Source organism: Cyanobium usitatum str. Tous, from assembly GCF_003011885.1.
Classification (GTDB): domain Bacteria; phylum Cyanobacteriota; class Cyanobacteriia; order PCC-6307; family Cyanobiaceae; genus Cyanobium_A; species Cyanobium_A usitatum.
In genome coordinates this window covers 19,136-36,462 of the sequence record NZ_PXXO01000015.1, presented here as the reverse complement: position 1 = coordinate 36,462, position 17,327 = coordinate 19,136, and the positions used below count along the sequence as shown (strand labels likewise).

Here is a 17,327-nt window from a genome sequence, read left to right as displayed (position 1 = left end):
AATATTTTTGCTTGGGGCCTGCAGCCTTTTAGCTACGAGCCACGCCTGGATTGCAACCCCTGCTGCTATGGCAGGCTCAGCCGACTTGATTCGACTGCTTGAAAGTAAAAACTGCAGAAGTTGCAAACTTCAGGATGCGGATCTTGTCCATGCAGATCTGCGCGATGCCGACTTGCGCCAGGCACAGCTGCAACGGGCGAATCTGGGTCAAGCGCGGCTTGATGGAGCCCAGCTGAGCGGCGCTAACCTCAGCTTTACGAGTCTGACCGGGGCCTCCCTACGAGGGGCCGATCTACGCGGTGCCCGACTGGAAGGCACCGACCTACGCCAGGCAGACCTAAGCGGTGCACTGCTAGATCCAGGCGCCCTGTCGCGCAGTCACTGGCAGCGAGCCATAGGCATCGAATCCGTACAACTGAGCTACGGCGAATTACACAACGCTGGAGCTGAGGCGGCTCAGCAGGGCCGCTATCCGGAAGCCGAACAATTCTTCGGAGAAGCGATCCGAAAAGAGCCCAACGCAGCAATTAGCTGGGTAGCCAGAGGTATTTGTCGGATTGAACAGGGGAAAACGGCACTCGCAGCAAATGATTTCAACTACGCAGCCAGCCTATACAGCCAGGGAGGTGAAGTGGCCCAGGCCGAGCAACTAAAAAAGGCAGCCGAACTACTTACCAAGCCAGAAGAATCGAACAGCGAAGGTGGCAATGGGGCAGGCAGCAAAGCCCTCGGAGGGATCCTGTCTGCCTTCCAGTTCCTAGCTCCACTAGCCATGAAAGGAATAATCCCTCTAGGGCTATAAAGCCACCACGTAGACCTAAGGGCGAAATTCAAACCAGTCGAGATCGTCGACAGCGCCCAGGCGCACAGCTGGGAGCATACCCACACCTACATACAAAAGATCTGGCCGGCCAGATCGAATTTTCAACCCCGAACCCAGGGGCAGCTTCTTGTTCTGGCCTGATTCCAGGATGGCGTCATACACAATCCCACCCCCAAGCCGTTCAACCTGCACCCAGCTCTGCCCCCCCCTGGCCTCCACGCGAAGGTCGAGGGAAATGGCCACGGACGAACGCTGAACACCAGCAGATGTGGGAGAACCGCCAGCCGCAGGCACCGAGCGGCGGCTCAGAAGCTGGGGCAGGCCCAGCACCAGCAAAGCCAGCAGCAACCCAGCACCTAGAGCAACGCCCCTCTGGCGACCTTTGGGCATGCTGAACCGAAACTCCAACCCCGACAGGCTGGGCAGGCGGAAGGAAGGAGAGGCCGAGGCGGGTGCGCGAAAACGGGACCAACGCACGTTGGGCCACCAGTTGGGCACCTTGTGGGCAGCTCTCGGGGAATTCGCAGCAGCTGGAGGCAAGGCCTCAGGCGCCCGAGTTTGCACCAGGGAACGGGACAACTGCTCCTGCAAGGCCTTGCGCTCATCCAACAAATGGCGTAAATCCTCAGCGACACTGCGCACCTTCTGGCGGTACTTGTCCTCGTAAATACCAGGCAGCTCGTTGAGCAGGCCTTGGTATTGCTCCAGCTCGGCTTGGGCTTCCGCCACTTGACGCTCAAGATCTTCGAGTGGCAAAATATCTCCAAAATTTTGATTTTGGCTGTCCAAGATTTTTTGTTTTAGCTCGAGAGATGTACTGAATAACCAGGCAAATCAAACCTAAACAAATAGAGCCAAAGAGAATAGGCTTGCAAAGCCAAATAAAAGGTTACGCCAGAATCTTGAGAATAAAGATTAATAGCTGCGATTCATAACTTTAATTCCCAAGCACACTCCGGACCTGAGAGGTGCTTGGCTCATAGCCATAGCCATATAAACCAGCTTGCCCATCATCTATGATTCTGGGGGTTACCATAATTACAAGTTCTCGCTTATCGCGACTACCTCCTGAACTTCTGAAAAACTGACCTATAAGTGGCATGTCGCCCAAGATAGGCCATTTAGAAACAATTTGACTGTCAGATTCAGAAATAACACCTGTCAGAATAAGAGTTTGGCCATCTCTTACCCGAACAGACCCCGTATCAAGCCTTCGAACACTCAATATATCAACTAGACCACAACCCTCAATAACCTGCTGATCGGTTGTCGCCGATATTGAAGGACTAAGGGCGAAAGTAACAAAACCATTATCATCTATCTTGGAAACACTAGCTCCGAAGGTCAAACCGGAAGTCCCAAACTCAGGCTGACAAGTATTTGGCGCTCCATTTTGGCCAGCCTGAACACTGAAATTTGTAACAACTTGAGTACCAACAGTCACAAAAGATTGATTGGAGAATGGTCGGCCAATAGTTGCTTTAGTCAAAGCATCTTGCGCAGTAGCGGACGCTTCTGAGCCCCCGCGAACTGCATCTGAATTTTCAGACAGAATTAAAGTAGGACTAGCAAGAACTTTAGTTGACGAAGACTGAATAGTTGCACGAAGAAAATTAGCAAATCCATCTGAGTAAGCATTGGCAGGATTTATTGGTGCTGGGTCCAGAGGTGCCTTGATAATTTCAGTTTCACCATTGGCCAGGGTCTTATATTCTGACTTAGCGCTAGAAGCTCCACCCGCCACTTCCCTTAAAACAGCCTCGTTGGGAGGCAGAGAATTGCCGAAATACCCCAAAAGCTTTCCTTGATCATTAACAATGAAAGTATTGCCACTCTTAAAGGCAAAACTATTTTGAATTGAAGTATCATTGCCAAGATTTACATCAATAATTTTTACGCTAAGTGCAACTTGTCGCTGCCGTAAATCTATCTGTCTTAAGTAGTTTTCTGCGGTTGCGACCAATGCCGGATCTCCTATTAGGGTGATTGATTGGAGGCGAGAATCTGTTGTACCCAAAAGGCCCTTCAAAGGTCCAACTCCACCGCCATACGTCTCGGTTGCAGTAATTTGCTGTGACTGGGTTTGCTGACTTGTACCTCCCCCCGCCACTTGATTTGCTTGAGGGGTCCCCTGAGTAACTGTATTGGTGATAATATTGACCTTTGTAATAGATGCTCCAAGGCTGGCCAAGTAATCTGCTGCAGAAGAGGCGGAAGCTTGATTTAGCCGATATACTTTAGACATTTGAGGCCCAAAACTCTTCCCTAAAACATTAGACCCTGCAAAAATCATATTGCCTTCCTTTTTTCCCTGCAGACCAGCCGCCAGCAAGGTGGAATTCACCGCCCTGGAGTAGGTTTCACCGCGAAAGGAAATAGACACGGTGCGACCTGACTGAGTCGTTGACGGCTGACCAATACCTGTATCCTCAACAAACACAAACCCGTAACCACCTATTTGGGCCAGCGCCATCAGGGCATCCTTGGCTGGTGCATTCTTAAGTGTCATTGTGACCGCAGGACCACTGACATTGACATAACCAGGGTTCCGCAACGTCATCGTGCCCACAGCCATATCGCCCAACGGTGGCGCTACTGCCCTGGCATGAAGCGGTGGCGCATAGGTAGGCAAAGGGATCGCGCCGGGCTGGCTCAGATCAAGGCGGTTGGTCTGCAGGGAAGCTTGAGGTGCCGTTGGGAAAGCAAGGATCAGGTTTAGTCCGTCCGCGCTCACTACCGGGCGAGCCAATGGGACCCCGGGCATTGGGGTCACCGACAAGCTGTAATTGCTGCCAGAGCCATCCAAGCTCACCGATTGAATTCCCAATTCCGGCAAGGAAATGCGCTGCGGGCCAGCACGCAGGCCCGTAGGACTAGCGGTGAGCAGCTGACCCTGCCAGCCGCTGCCCCGAGAAGATTGCTGCAACTGGGCCCTAGGACCAGCACCCTCAACTACCAGCTCAACCGAATTACCCAAGCGACGCACCTGGAGCTGCATCGACCCGGTGGCAACGGGTGCAGGCGCCTTAACAATGGCCGGTTGACCGGGGCCAGCCTGAGCTGCTACGTCCAGAAGGGCGTATCCGGGAAGTGCTGAAGCCACCGCGGCCGTCGCGATGCGGTGCCAGAAATTCCTGCCCAACGTCAAAACCTATTGGTGGACGCATCTTACCTAAATTATTTCCTGATGGCCAGTCGCTATAGCCAATTAATTGAAGGCTTGGCTAGTTCTTGGCAGCCACTGATGCAGGTGCTCCTGCACCAGCAGATTTATAATAAGTAAGCATTAACTTCAGCTCAGTCTTTGCTGCAGCCGCCGGCACGCCAACCGATGCTTGGGCAGTTGGAGCCCCAGCCTTCGCTGGATCTACAACAGCCAAAGATAAATTACTCTGGCTCACAAGCACACTGAGCTTTTCAGTGGCTCTCATAAATGCCAGCAGGCTGGGATAACTACCACGCGCGGTGAGCAACACCTTCTGCTCCTTCAGCCCAGCCGCTTCCATAGGAGAAGCTGGCGGAGGCGGAGCCTGTTCACCCTTCTTCGCTTCTGCAGCGGGCACAGGGGCTGGCACCGCCACTGGCTCATAGAGATCAAGCTGAACGCCGTAGCGAGCAGCTTCCGCGTCAAGCTGGGCAAGGAAGGTAACAAATTCGCCACTACCCTGGATTAGTTGCAGCACCTGGAGCTGCTTACGCTCCGCCGCGCTCTGGGCCTCAGCGGTTTTGGCAATCTGGGCTCTCAGCAGGGGGATGCGGCTCTTGAGTTCCTCCAGCTGGGCCAAGCGCTCACTGTCGGCTTGGAGGCGCAACCACTGAGGTACTACCCCAAAGCCAACAATCAAAGCAGTAACTACCGCACCAATGCCAATCGGCACGCCCAACAGCAAGCGCTGCTGCAACTTGGTGGCATTAGGGCTAGCAACATCTTGAAGATTAGTCATCAGAGCAGGCCCTCCTTTTGGAGCAGATCGAGGCGGCGCACCAAACCCTCGGAGCCCAGCTGGGTGAGGATTTGTTTTTCCGCTAACGGACTAATCGGTGGGCGGAGGTTTACCTGGATCTCAAAATTGACCGGTGCTACTACTGCTTGAGCCTGGGGTGTGCTGGCCGCACCCACTTCGCGGGAGGCCTTCACCAAAGTGATCGCATTGGGATCAAGCAAAGGCGAACGCTTCAGCTGCAGCTGCAGGGCGTTGATACGGGCAAAAGCCTGGGGATCACGCGATAGACCCTTGAGACGATAGCCAGTGCCTTCTTCAGCAGCACTAGTGAGCTGGATTCCCTCAGGCACCCTCATTTGCAGATCACGCAGCACTGCTGATCCGGATCGCACTGACAGCAAGCCCTTAACCAAATCCTGATTGGCCTTTGTCACCCCATTGAGCTTGGTTCTGCTGGCGTTCAGCTGGGTTTCAAACAACTGCACCTCCGCTTCCACGGTGCCTAGGCCCTCGATCGCCGAGCTCACCATCAAGGCTCTCAAAAACACCAATACCGCCACGCCAAGGGAGACGCCAACCAGGGCCGCACCAATCACCACACCCTGGACAAGCCAGCGGCGCCCCTGGATGGAGGCCTCAGCTGGCTCGGGCAGATTCAGCTCCTGGCGTTTTTCACGCAGCAGATCAAACTGGGAGACCATTGGTATGGAGCTCATTGGGCCAACTCCAGGCCGGCAAGTCCTTGCAGCGCAAGGGATCCAAAGCCGTCACGCTCGAGCAACTCGGCCTTCAGGCCTAGGGCCTGTTCCAATCCTTCCAGATCCGGCATTGATTCGGCGAGCAGCAGCCTCACGGGTGCTTTGGGTGCATGGTGGCTGCGATAAAAATCCAGGCTTTGCTGCAGGGCTGGTAACAACTCCGGCATAGCCCCAGGCAGCAGGCGCTCAAATTCAGGGACGCCCTGGCGCCAGAGGGTAAGGACAGTCTGCTCGTCAAGCTGCTGCAACAGGGCTACCAGGGTGGAGGCAGGTGTAGCTGTTAGTTCATCGCTGAGCGCTCCCATTAAGCACACCTGAGCCGGCAGCAGATGCTGCAGGGTGCCGCCAGCGATCGCAAACACCTCCACCCAGGCCTCCACCACCGAGCGATCTGCGGCCACTACCAGGGCGCTGGACGTATTTCCAGGTAGGGGCTGCACATCGACGTAAGCGTCATCCAACGCAAACGGCAGCCGCAGATCCGGATTCAGATCGCGTAGCTCATCGATCGAATCCACGGGATGCTGCGCGCTAGCCCATTCGAGCACCCGCCAATGGGCCGCCTGGCGGGGCAGGGACACCACCAGCTGGGAATCAATCCCTCCGTGCTCGAGCAGCAGATCACCGATGAAGTCGCCCACGGCATCGGTGAGCTGGGGCACCCCATTACGGCAGGTGCGCGCCGGTATCGGCGCCGACCAGGCTGGCTCAACTGGCTGGCCCCGTTTAACGGACTGGCCAAGCACCAAGTGCTCGGACAAATCCACCATCACCAGTTTCGGAAATAGCTGGGCACGGAGCGGGCGCCAAGTGTTTTGGAGTCCCGCCAGTACCAAGGTGCAAACCCATTCGCTATAGCAACTTACCGAACATTCAGCGCCAGGCCAGACCGGTGCCCACGGCTGCGCTGATATGGCTCAGGCCATGACGATCCAGCTGGGATGCCAGACCTTCCAAAATCTGCGGCACCAGCGCCGGCCCGCCGTAGATCCAGCCGGTATAGAGCTGCACCAACGAGGCCCCCGCGGTGATCCGCTCCCAGGCGCTCTCGGCCGAATCGATCCCGCCGACGCCAATCAGGGGCAAGGCTGGACCCGCCGTGGCCCGCAGCCGACGCAGCACCTCAAGGGCCCTGCCCCGGAGGGGCACTCCGCTGAGACCGCCGGCCTCCTCGGCCAATGTGCGGCCCGTCTGCACCAGGCGCCGCTGCTCCAGGCCAAGGCGATGCAGACTGGTGTTCACGGCGATTACGCCAGCCAGCCCCTCCTCATAGGCCATGCGGGCGATGGCATCAATGGCGTCGTCCTCCAGATCCGGTGCGATCTTCACCAGCAGGGGCGGGCAAGCCGGCAAGCGCCGCAGCCGCTCCACCAGGCGCCGCAACAGGGTTTCCTCCTGCAGCTCCCGCAGGCCCGGCGTGTTGGGCGAGCTCACATTGATCACCGCATAGTCGGCTAAGGGGGCGAGTAGCTCCAGGGAGGAGGCGTAGTCGTCGGGGGCCAGCTCCAGGGAGGTGATCTTGGATTTGCCCAGGTTGATGCCAAGCACCGCCGGGCGCTGGCCCGGTGCCGGCAGCTGCTGGCGCTCCAGGGTGCGGCGCAACACCTGGGCGCCGCCGTTGTTGAAACCCATGCGGTTGAGCGCCGCCCGCTCGGCAGCCAAACGAAACAGCCGCGGCTTGGGATTGCCCGGCTGGCCGTGCCAGGTGACCGTGCCCAGCTCGGCAAAGCCAAAACCAAACAAATGCCAGATCCCTGCTGCTACACCGTTTTTGTCAAATCCCGCCGCCAGGCCCACCGGGTTAGAGAAGCGGCAGCCAAACAGGGTTTGCTCCAGCCGTGGATCGGGGCGCTGCAGCTCAGCGCCCAGGCCTGCCAGGGCACCACTCACCAAGGGCCACTGGCGCCGCAAAGACGCCTGGGCCAGGGCCGTGAGGGTGAGCTGGCTGAGCTGCTCGGCGTCAGCGCCGTCATCACGGCCCAGCAAGGGACCCACCAGCCGCCCATACAAGGCGTCTGTACTGGTGCGAACCGTGCTGGTGCCAGCCCTGCTCGATGAGCCTGAATCCACCATCAGCCGCCGCCTACTCCCGCGCGCCCAATCCTCCCTCGTCCCGTTGCAAACGCCAGCGCCCTCCCTCCAGGGGCAACACCTGCCAGTCACGCCAGCGCCAGGGGCCACTGCGGCGCTCCAGTTGTTGCAAGGGCTGCTCCACCAGCTGGGCCAGCTCCACCAAGCTGAGGCCGTAGCCCTGGCCAGCGAAGCGATCGGCCAGCTCACAGCGGCTCAGCAGCTGTTGCAGGGCAGCAGGCGCCGGGTCGGCAATGGCTGGGCCAGGGGCGGCGTTTTTAGCGCTGGGACCATCGGCAGGAACATCGGCTTCGATCCGGGCAGTGGCGATCACCTCGCCAGCCGCCATGGCCGGCATCTGACCCTTGGAAAAGGCCACGGCGATCGCATCACAGCGGTCGTTGTCTGGATCACCGCTATGACCCTTGACGTGCACCAGGGACACCCCCTCAAGCCTGGCCTGGTCCAGCTGCTCCCATAGATCCCGATTGAGCACCGCCCCGCCGGAGGCCGTGCGCCAGCCCTTGCGCTTCCAGCCCTGGATCCACTTGCTGAAACCATCGATCAGATAGCGGCTATCGGTGTGGATGCTGAGCTGGTCCGGACGGGGCAGCTCCTTGATGGCCTCCAGCAAGGCCAGGGCTGCGGTGAGCTCCATGCGGTTGTTGGTGGTGGCCCGATCGGCGCCGCCCATCTCATGCACCGAGCCATCCTCGAAGCGCAGCAAGGCGCCCCAGCCGCCTGGGCCCGGATTGCCACTGCAAGCACCATCACAGGCCGCAGCCACCACTTTCACCGGCTTATCCGCCACTGGACAACCCCCGAAAATTCGCTAGAGAACCCATCTGCCCGCTTGCTGCGCCCCGCCATGGACCCATCCAAACCGGGCCTGACCAGAAGCCAGGCAGAGCGCCGAACCTACCGTCCCTGGCGCAACGCCCTGCTGGCAGGTGCGGCCCTGGCCGCCCTCACCCCCTGGGCAGAGGCCGCCAACCTGTTCAATAGCCGGCCGCTCGATGCCAGCCGCTTCGCCGTGCTGGCGCGGCCCCTGGGGCGCAACGACTGGAACCTGCTGGTGCTTGAGCAGATCCAACCCCAGCCCCGCTGCTGGGAGGAGCGCCCCGACGGCCTGATCGACCCGGCCCTCAACCGCTTCAACTTCACCGGCATCTGCAGCCGCTATCTCGACAGCAACGGCTACTCCCTGCGCATCGGCGATCAGGATCTGGCCAGTCGCTACCGGCTGCAGCTGCGCCAGAGCGGCAACGAACTGCAACTGCAGGCCAGCACCCCCAGCGATCCCACCACCCTGGTGGTTGCCCGCGCCAAGGTGCCCCTGCGAGATCGAGATGGGTTTGTATCCCTGAAGCTCGAAGCCGGCTGGGACCTGCAACGCCGCAGCTTTGGCGAGCAGACCCTGAATCACCTGTACTTCGCCAACGCCGCACCCCTGCCCCAGCTACTAGCCGCAGCCAGCGGCATCTCCCAACCCCCAGCCAGGCCTGGAGCCCAGCTCGGACTGCGTCCGCCGGTTGCCCCCCCGAACCTGCTGGCCCAGGGGACGGGCCAAGGCCCTATTCGCTTGCCAGTGATCCCCTTCCGCGATTAAAGCCCGGGTGCCAGTTGCCGGAGAGTCCCAGTCCAGCTAGCCGATCCCAAAGCCTGCCATTAAGTTTCTGGGGTGTGAGGAGTGGGAACGCTCTTCCGGGGTCGAAACGAGGACAGACTCCCAGAATCGTTCCAACTCAGAGCCCTGCCTTCGGCGGGGCTTTTTTATTGGTCACATCTTTTTATTGGTCAGATCTTTTTGTTGGTTACTCATCAAAAAACCGGCCCTGAAGGGGCCGGTCTGATGGCAACGAATGACGTTGGCAGAAAGGTGATAAGGCCCCGCAGGGCCCCAGCGATCACTTGATCGAAACCTTGCCGCCGACTTCTTCCACAGCTTTTTTGATGGATTCGGCTTCGCCTTTGGCGATGCCTTCCTTGATGGCGCAAGGAGCGCTTTCCACCAGGGCCTTGGCTTCGCCCAGGCCGAGGCCGGTGACTTCGCGGACGGCCTTGAGGACCTTGATCTTGGCAGTGGCGTCAAAGCTATCGAGCATGACGTCGAATTCGGTCTGCTCCTCGACGGCTTCAGCGGCAGCAGCGGGAGCTGCGGCCATCATGACGCCCGCGGAAGCGGCGGCGGATACACCAAAAGCCTCTTCAATCTGCTTGACGAGCTCGGAAGCTTCAAGCAGGGAAAGAGTCTTCAGTGACTCGAGAATTTGGTCGGTTGTAGCGGACATGGTTGAGAATCAGCAACAGATCTGTTTGTGAACAGTCGGATCGGGGGAGCTCAGCTTTCGCCTTCGGCGTGCTGTTTGAGCGCCCGGGCAAGACCGGACGGAACCTCGTTGATACCCACGGCCAACTTGGTAGCCACGGCGTTGATCGCACCTGCGATCTGGGCCATGAGCACCTCCTTGGAGGGCAGATCTCCGATGGCCTTGATGTCTTTTTCGGAGAGGAGTTTGCCTTCGAAAAGGCCACCCTTCACCTCAGACTTCTTCGTGTCCTTCTGGAAGGACTGCACGGCCTTCACCGCACCACCCACATCGCCCTTAACAAGGACGAAAGCGTTGGAGCCGGTGAGCAGAGAATCGAGATTCGCCCAGGCGGTATTTCCATCAATGGCTCGGCGCATCAAGGTGTTTTTGGTCACCTTGCACACCCCCTTGCTGGCCTGCAGACGAATCCGCAGATCAGACATCTCCTTGATGGACAAGCCCTTGAAATCAAGGACAAGCGCCATTTCGGCCTCGCCGAGGAGCCCCTTGAGCTCATCGACGATCTGTTGCTTGCTCTCCAGCGTGCGGCCCATAGGAAAGGAACGGATCAGGGGAACAAGCCGGGAACGCAGCCCGGGACGCTGACTTTTCCCAAGGGGAAGGTCAACTCGAGGCCGCTGCACGCTCCACAACCCTTCCGGACGAATCCTTCTTGGTGCCAAACCTGTCGCGATCACCTCGGCAGGACTTATGGACCGAAATCCACCTGCTGTCTGGGGTAGGGCGCGTGCCCTTCTGGACAAAGCCAGTGGACCACACTACACACTGCCCATACCTGAGCTCAGCCATGCCTGCCTCTCGCCGCCGCAGCGCCAAGCTGCTGCTCAGCTTGGTGATGGCCTTGGTGGTCGGCCTGGCGATTCCAGCTGGAGCGACCCCCACCTGGACCGTAGGCACCGATCCCACCTACGCCCCCTTCGGCATGACCGATGGGGCCAGCGGCGAGCTGCGGGGCTTCGATATCGAACTGATCGAAGCGATCGCCAAGCGCACTGGCCATCCGCTCAAGCTCACAGCTCTGCCCTTCGATGGCCTGATACCTGCCCTGCAAGCGGGCAACCTCGACCTGGCGATCAGCGCCATGACGATCACCGCAGAGCGGGCCGAAACCGTCGACTTTTCGCGCCCCTATTTTGCGGCTGGCTTGGGCATAGTTGTGCGGCGAGGCACCCGGGGCATCGCCAACCTCAAAGATCTAGAAGGACGAACGATCGCCGTTCAGATCGGTTCCACCGGTGCAAAGGCCATGGCAGCCGTGCCCGGAGCCAAGCTCAGCACCTTTGATTCAGGTCCTCTTGCCCTGCAGGAGCTTCTGAACGGCCACGTGGAGGCCTACGTAAATGACCTGCCTGCCACCTTGTATGCGATCGAAACCGCTGGCCTCGATGGCATCGAGATCGCCGGCAAGCCCCTCACTAGCGACTTCTACGGCATCGCCTTCCCCAAGGGCTCTGACCTGCGCGAAGCAGTAAACAAGGGGCTGGGCCAGGTACTGGCCGATGGCAGCTACGCCCGTATCTATGAGCGTTGGTTTGGGCAGAGCCCGCCAGCTCTGCCCCAGCGAGCCCCTGCTCTCGATAGCCGCAGCGATAGCGCCGGACTTGACGGGGTGCAGTTGCTGCGCAATTTGATCCGCGGTGCGGGCGTGACCCTGGCGCTAACCCTCTGCTCCTTCGGCCTAGGCCTGATCGGAGCCGGCCTGGTAGCTGCGGGACTGCTGGGGGCCAACACAATGATGCAGCGCTGCTGCCGCATCTACGTCGACTTCTTTCGCGGCACGCCAATTTTGGTGCAGCTGTTCGTGATCTACTTCGGCGTGCCTGCCCTAGCCCGCCAAATGGGACTAGAGCTGCAACTAGATCGCTTCGCTGCCGCAGTGCTCGCCCTAGGGCTAAACGGCGCTGCCTACCTGGCAGAAACCATACGAGCAGGAATTAATTCCATTGACCGTGGCCAATGGGAAGCTTCAAGAGCCCTGGGGCTCAAGCCCCTAACGGCGCTGCAGCTAGTGATCTTGCCCCAGGCCCTGCAGCGGGTGCTGCCCTCCTTAGCCAATGAGTTCATCACGCTGATTAAGGACACCAGCCTGGCGGCGGTGATCGGCTTCGACGAACTTTTCCGCCAAGGGCAGCTGGTGGTGGCCACCAGCTACCGGGCGTTTGAGGTTTACCTAGCGGTGGCCTTGGTTTACCTAATGATGACCACCACGGCCTCGCTGCTGTTCAAGCAGCTGGAGCGGCGACTCAGCCTTCCTGCTTGAGGTCCTGCAGGGCCGAGAAGTCAACTTCCACCGAGGGGCCCATGGTGGAGGTCACATAGAGGCTCCTCCAATAGCGGCCTTTGGCACCGCTGGGCTTATTGCGATCGATGGTCTCCTGCAGGGCCTTGAGGTTCTCGAGCAAGTTGGCTGGAGTGAAGCTGGCCTTGCCAAAGCGCACGTGCACGATGCCACTGCGGTCGGCGCGGAACTCAAGTTTGCCGGCCTTGAACTCGTTGATGGCGCCAGCCAGATCGGTGGTGACGGTGCCTGCCTTGGGGTTGGGCATCAGGCCGCGGGGACCGAGCACCCGGCCCAGCTTGGCCACCTTGGGCATCATGTCCGGGGTGGCGATCAGCAGGTCGAAGTTCATCTCGCCTTTGGCGATCTGATCCACCAGATCGTCGTCACCAGCGAGGTCGGCGCCGGCAGCCTTAGCGGCGGCCACGGCTTCACCGCGGGCGATCACGGCAATGCGGATCGCCTGGCCGGTGCCGTGGGGCAGGGCCACGGTGGTGCGCAGCTGCTGGTCGGTGTACTTGGGATCGATCCCGAGGCGCACGTGGGCCTCCAGGGTTTCGTCAAACTTGGCGTTGGCGTTGGTCTGAACCAGCTCAATGGCCTCGAGGGGGCTGTAGCTGCGGTCTTCGACCTTGGCGCTGAGCGCTAAGAAGCGCTTGGAGATTTTCGGCATGGTGGGGATGGGGTACGGGCGATTCAGGGCGTGGCTGTTGAGCAGATGAACTGGTCAAGGCTGCCTGGATCTCCCCCGGATAAGGGGTGGAATTAATCGTTAACGGCGACGCCCATGTTGCGGGCGGTGCCTTCGATGATGCGCATGGCCGATTCAACGCTGGTGCAGTTGAGGTCGGGCAGCTTGGTTTTGGCGATCTCCTCGAGCTGGGCGCGGCTGATGGCACCCACCGAACCCTTGGCAGAGGTGGCGGCACCCTTCTCGATACCGGCTGCTTTGGAGATCAGCACGGAAGCGGGAGGGGTCTTGGTGATGAAGGTGAAGCTGCGGTCTTCAAAGACCGAAATTTCAACCGGGATCACATATCCAGCCTTCTCCTGCGTCCGAGCGTTGTACTCCTTGCAGAACGCCATGATGTTGACGCCGTGCTGACCGAGGGCAGGGCCCACCGGCGGCGCGGGGTTGGCTTTGCCGGCCTGGAGGGCCAGCTTGATAACGGCAACGACTTTCTTGGCCATCGTCTAAGGCTACGGGGCGAATCTGCGGATCACCCCCATCGCCGGGGATGTGAACTGAAACGGCCGCCCTCCGCAGGGAGACGGCCGCTGAGCGGGGCCGAAACCTAGCTCTGCTTGCTGATCTGGGAAAACTCGAGCTCCACCGGGGTTTCCCGGCCAAAGATCGAGAGCAGGGCCTTGAGCTTGTTGCGCTCGCCGGAAACCTCGATCACCTCGCCCTGGAAATCCTTGAAAGGACCAGCCGTGACCAGGATCTGATCGCCTTCGGCTAAATCCACCTTGACGACTGCCTTCTTTTCTGCGGCTCGCTTAAAGATGCGATCAACTTCCGTGCGACTGAGCGGCCGGGGCTTGATGTGGCCGCGGGCCTTGGCCGTTGCGCGCCGCTCCTCTGCCCCCACGAAGTTGATCACGTTGGGGGTGCTGCGCACGGCCATCATGGTGTCTTCGTCGAGCACCATTCGCACCAGCACGTAGCCGGGGAAAACCTTTTCCTCCGTGCTCTGACGCGAGCCATCCTTCTTCAGTTTCATCCCCGGGGTCTGGGGGATCTCGATCTCAAGGATCCGGTTGTCGACGCCCAAAGTGACGGCCCGCTGCTCGAGCGTGGCCTTCACCTTCTTCTCGCAGCTAGAGGCCACCTGCACCGCATACCAGCGGGCCACCTGCATCTTCTCAACCGGCGCCGGCGCTTCCAGCACTTGGGGCACCAGCTCGAGCTCTTCGGCCGCAAGCTCAAGCTCTTCGGCCGCAAGCTCAGTGGCTTCGGCCGCAAGCTCAGTGGCTTCGATTTGGCTGTCGGTCAGGGACTCGGACACGGGGCTCAGGAAAGAAACGGGATCAACGGACGGGGGATCGACTACGGATCGGCTCAACGGAACACCTGATTGGCCCCCCAGCCATAAAAACGATCGATGGCGGCGATCGCTGCCGCCGAGAGACTCACCATCAAGATCACGGCCACCGATTCGCTGAACAGCTGCTGACGGCTGGGCCAAACGACTTTGCGGAGTTCCGCCAGGGTGGCGGCAGCAAAGCCATCAGGCACCGCCGAGGCTGCGGCAGGCGAGATGGACGCATCGGGGCTGGGTTCTGCCTCTTTGGAGTCGGGAGTTTGGGGGGTTGGGTCCACTGGCGCTCGCGCACGGGGGCGTCCGCGCGTACCGGCAAACGAACACCCTAGCCGAGGGGCACAAAGGTCAAGGGATTGCCCGGCTCAACACGCACGCCCCGTGCGCCACTGAAGCGCTCCGCCAGCAGCTCGGTGGCCAGGGGATTTTCCAGCTGGCGCCGCAGCACCCGCCGCAGGGGCCGGGCGCCGTATTCGGGCTCGTAACCCTGCTCAGCCAGGGCCTGAACCACCGGCTCCGGCACCTCCAGCTCCAGGTGCTGCTCAGCCAGCAGCCGGGCCAGCTCGGCCAGTTGCAGGCGCACGATGCGCTGCAGATCGGCTGGACCAAGAGGGCGGAAGCGGATCACCTCGTCAATGCGGTTAAGGAATTCCGGCCGAAACTGACTGGCTAATGCCTGGTCTATTTGCTGGTCGAGCCAGGTCTGCTGATCGAGCCAGGCCTGCTGGTCAGGCTCCACGCCCGCCTCCCGTGCCGCCTTCGCACTGTCGAGGATGGCGCGGCTGGCCAGGTTGCTGGTCATGATCACCACCGTGTGGCGGAAGTCCACGGTGCGGCCCTGGGAATCGGTGAGGCGGCCGTCGTCGAGCACCTGCAGCAGCAAATTGAACACCTCCGGGTGGGCCTTCTCCACCTCATCAAGCAACAGCACCGCGTAGGGCCGGCGCCGCACCGCCTCGGTGAGCTGGCCGCCCTCCTCGTAGCCCACATAGCCAGGGGGTGCTCCCACCAGCCGGGCAACGGCGTTGCGCTCCATGAATTCGCTCATGTCGAGGCGCACCAGGGCGTCGTCCTCGTCGAAAAGCGCCGCCGCCAGAGCCTTAGCGAGCTCGGTTTTGCCCACGCCGGTGGGGCCCAGAAATAAAAACGAACCCACCGGCCGCGTTGGCGACTGCATACCGGCCCGAGCGCGGCGGATCGCCGCGGCCACCGCCGCCACCGCCTCGAGCTGGCCAACCACCCGCTCGCCCAGGAGTTGCTCCAGCTCCAGCAATTTCTGGCGCTCCCCCGCCAGCAGGCGCTGCACCGGAATGCCGGTCCAGCGGGCCACCACATCGGCGATGTCGCCCTCCTCCACCTGTTCGCGCAGGATCGTCTCCCCCTTCAGTTCGGCCTCAAGGGTTTCGCGGCGCTGCTGCAAGCCATTGAGCTGGTCGTGCTGCAACCGGGCTGCTTCCTCATAGTCACCCTCCCGCTCGGCCTCGGTGATGGCGTGGCGCAGGTCTTCGTCTTGCTGCAACAGCTCCCGCAGCTCCGCCAGCCGCTCCCGCTCCGCCTGCCAGCGCTGCTGCAGTGCCTGCAGGGTCTCGGTGGCCCGGCGGCGCTGCTCCTGCAACTGCAGCCGCTCCTCCAGGGGCGCCGCCTCAGCTGAGAGCAGGGCCAACTCCACCCGGCGCAGCTCCGCCTCGGCAGCTTCCACCAGCTGGGGCTTGGAGGTGACCTCCATGCGCAACTGGGCGGCGGCCTCATCCACCAGATCAATGGCCGAATCGGGCAGGCAACGATCGGTGATGTAGCGGTCGGCCAAGCGGGTTGCCGCCACCAAAGCCTGGTCGGTAATGGCCACACCGTGGTGCAACTCGTAGCGCTCCTTGAGGCCCCGCAGAATTTCCACACTGGTGTCGAGGCCTGGCTCCTTGATCAACACTTGCTGGAAGCGGCGCTCCAGGCCCGGATCCTTCTCGATGCTGCGGCGGTAGTCCTCGGCGGTGGTGGCGCCGATGCAGCGCAGGTAGCCCTGGGCCAGGGCTGGCTTGAGCACGCTGCCAGCGTCGGCATTGGAGCGATCGCCGCTTACCACCGTGTGCAGCTCGTCGATAAACAGCACTACCCCGGCTGCCCCAGGAACGGCATCGGCGTCGTGCACCTCCTTAAGCACGGCCCGCAGGCGCTCCTCAAACTGGCCGCGAAACTTGGCCCCTGCGATCAAGGCGCCCAAATCCAATGCCACCAGCCGCAGACCCTGGAGCGAGTCGGGCACTTCGCCGGCCACGATGCGCTGGGCCAGCAGCTCAGCCACGGCGGTCTTGCCGACGCCAGGCTCCCCAATCAGCACCGGGTTGTTCTTGCTGCGGCGTGAGAGCACCTGAATCAGGCGTCGCATCTCCAGGTCGCGGCCGATCACCGGGTCGAGTTCGCCGGCCCGGGCCGCCGCGGTGAGATCCCGGCCGTAGCGCTCCAGGGCGCTGGGCTCGGGCGGCTCCTGCTCCAGTGGGGTGGCAGCCTGTGAGGCAGCCTGTGAGGCGGCCAGTGGGGCGGCAGCTACCGGCGCAAGCGGAGACGGGCCCGCGTCGATCCAGGCATCGGGGGGGGGAGCTGGCGCCTGCTGGGGAGCAGGAGCCGGTGGGGCTGGGCTGGCAGGGGAGCCAGGCCGAAACTGGCGTTGCAGCAAGTCTTCGCTGAGCCCCTCAGCCGCCAGCAACGACGCCCCGATCCGGGGATCGCGCACCAAAGCGACCAGCAGGTGGGATACGTCTAAAAGAGAGTCCCCCCAGGCGGCCCGGCAGCGGTCCCCATCCTCGAGCAGATCCTCAAGGGCATCGCCGATGTACAGGTCACCGCCGGCGCTGCCGGGTTGGTCGACGCAGAAACTCTCGAGCTGATCGAGCAGGCGATCGGGCTCAAGCGGCAGGGGATCCAGCCAGCGCCCGAAACGTCTCTCCAGCAGCAGGGTCTGCAGCAGGTGCTCCACATCCATGGCGCCATGGCGCCAACGGCGAGCCGTGTCCTGGGAGGCCAAGAGCAACTCCCAGGCGTCTTCGCTGAAGCGATCTGGTTCGCTGGTGAGGCTTGGGGGCAT

General features: G+C 61.1%; 17 protein-coding genes. 3 read left to right on the top strand and 14 right to left on the bottom strand.

Annotated features, from left to right (window positions below):
* The first annotated feature begins 67 nt into the window (after nt 1–67).
* Entirely contained in the window at nt 68–802 is a 735-nt protein-coding gene (locus C7K55_RS11575) for a pentapeptide repeat-containing protein (RefSeq protein ID WP_106632907.1), read from the top strand.
* Nucleotides 803–817: 15 nt separating this feature from the next.
* Here the strand turns inward: C7K55_RS11575 and C7K55_RS11570 are convergent, their stop codons facing one another.
* The 7 genes from C7K55_RS11570 to C7K55_RS11540 all read right to left on the bottom strand — a co-directional run bounded on the left by C7K55_RS11570 (nt 818) and on the right by C7K55_RS11540 (nt 8,406).
* Nucleotides 818–1,552: a hypothetical protein gene (locus C7K55_RS11570; RefSeq protein WP_206603513.1), complete on the bottom strand. Its 735-nt coding sequence runs from the start codon at nt 1,550–1,552 to the stop codon at nt 818–820.
* 208 nt (nt 1,553–1,760) lie between these two features.
* Entirely contained in the window at nt 1,761–3,572 is a 1,812-nt protein-coding gene (locus C7K55_RS11565; protein WP_338152872.1) for a type II secretion system protein GspD, read from the bottom strand.
* 475 nt (nt 3,573–4,047) lie between these two features.
* Nucleotides 4,048–4,767, bottom strand: a complete 720-nt coding sequence (locus C7K55_RS11560) for a hypothetical protein (RefSeq protein WP_106632882.1) — start codon at nt 4,765–4,767, stop codon at nt 4,048–4,050.
* Nucleotides 4,767–5,483 carry a PilN domain-containing protein gene (locus tag C7K55_RS11555; RefSeq protein WP_106632881.1) on the bottom strand — a complete coding sequence of 239 codons (717 nt, stop codon included), beginning with the start codon at nt 5,481–5,483 and terminating at the stop codon, nt 4,767–4,769. The genes C7K55_RS11560 and C7K55_RS11555 overlap by 1 nt, the downstream gene beginning before the upstream one ends.
* Nucleotides 5,480–6,295 (bottom strand): type IV pilus biogenesis protein PilM, encoded by an 816-nt coding sequence (pilM, locus tag C7K55_RS11550; RefSeq protein WP_127432029.1) that lies wholly within the window; start codon nt 6,293–6,295, stop codon nt 5,480–5,482. The genes C7K55_RS11555 and pilM overlap by 4 nt, the downstream gene beginning before the upstream one ends.
* Nucleotides 6,296–6,398: 103 nt before the next feature.
* Complete coding sequence (locus C7K55_RS11545) at nt 6,399–7,598, bottom strand: quinone-dependent dihydroorotate dehydrogenase (protein ID WP_106632879.1); 1,200 nt, start codon at nt 7,596–7,598, stop codon at nt 6,399–6,401.
* Between the two features lie 10 nt (nt 7,599–7,608).
* The gene (locus tag C7K55_RS11540) at nt 7,609–8,406 is read right to left on the bottom strand and encodes a ribonuclease H family protein (RefSeq protein WP_106632878.1); all 798 of its coding nucleotides are present in this window, start codon (nt 8,404–8,406) and stop codon (nt 7,609–7,611) included.
* 57 nt (nt 8,407–8,463) lie between these two features.
* Between C7K55_RS11540 and C7K55_RS11535 the strand changes: the two genes are divergently transcribed.
* Complete coding sequence (locus C7K55_RS11535) at nt 8,464–9,204, top strand: DUF3747 domain-containing protein (RefSeq protein ID WP_106632877.1); 741 nt, start codon at nt 8,464–8,466, stop codon at nt 9,202–9,204.
* Nucleotides 9,205–9,502: 298 nt separating this feature from the next.
* Here the strand turns inward: C7K55_RS11535 and rplL are convergent, their stop codons facing one another.
* Complete coding sequence (rplL, locus tag C7K55_RS11530; RefSeq protein ID WP_106632876.1) at nt 9,503–9,886, bottom strand: 50S ribosomal protein L7/L12; 384 nt, start codon at nt 9,884–9,886, stop codon at nt 9,503–9,505.
* Between the two features lie 50 nt (nt 9,887–9,936).
* Nucleotides 9,937–10,461 carry a 50S ribosomal protein L10 gene (rplJ, locus tag C7K55_RS11525; protein ID WP_106632875.1) on the bottom strand — a complete coding sequence of 175 codons (525 nt, stop codon included), beginning with the start codon at nt 10,459–10,461 and terminating at the stop codon, nt 9,937–9,939.
* Nucleotides 10,462–10,715: 254 nt separating this feature from the next.
* On the opposite strand from rplJ, the gene C7K55_RS11520 reads away from it, so the two are divergent.
* Nucleotides 10,716–12,188 (top strand): ABC transporter permease subunit, encoded by a 1,473-nt coding sequence (locus C7K55_RS11520; RefSeq protein ID WP_106632874.1) that lies wholly within the window; start codon nt 10,716–10,718, stop codon nt 12,186–12,188.
* Here the strand turns inward: C7K55_RS11520 and rplA are convergent.
* From rplA to C7K55_RS11495, 5 genes are all read right to left on the bottom strand, one after another.
* Nucleotides 12,172–12,879 (bottom strand): 50S ribosomal protein L1, encoded by a 708-nt coding sequence (gene rplA / locus C7K55_RS11515; protein ID WP_106632873.1) that lies wholly within the window; start codon nt 12,877–12,879, stop codon nt 12,172–12,174. The two genes, C7K55_RS11520 and rplA, sit on opposite strands and share 17 nt — an antisense overlap.
* 92 nt (nt 12,880–12,971) lie before the next feature.
* On the bottom strand, nt 12,972–13,397 hold the full coding sequence (gene rplK / locus C7K55_RS11510) for a 50S ribosomal protein L11 (RefSeq protein WP_106632872.1): 426 nt from the start codon (nt 13,395–13,397) through the stop codon (nt 12,972–12,974).
* A gap of 104 nt (nt 13,398–13,501) precedes the next feature.
* Nucleotides 13,502–14,068, bottom strand: a complete 567-nt coding sequence (nusG, locus tag C7K55_RS11505) for a transcription termination/antitermination protein NusG (RefSeq protein WP_396093237.1) — start codon at nt 14,066–14,068, stop codon at nt 13,502–13,504.
* Between the two features lie 200 nt (nt 14,069–14,268).
* Nucleotides 14,269–14,529 (bottom strand): preprotein translocase subunit SecE, encoded by a 261-nt coding sequence (gene secE / locus C7K55_RS11500; protein ID WP_161956167.1) that lies wholly within the window; start codon nt 14,527–14,529, stop codon nt 14,269–14,271.
* A gap of 47 nt (nt 14,530–14,576) precedes the next feature.
* Nucleotides 14,577–17,327, bottom strand: a complete 2,751-nt coding sequence (locus tag C7K55_RS11495; RefSeq protein ID WP_106632870.1) for an ATP-dependent Clp protease ATP-binding subunit — start codon at nt 17,325–17,327, stop codon at nt 14,577–14,579.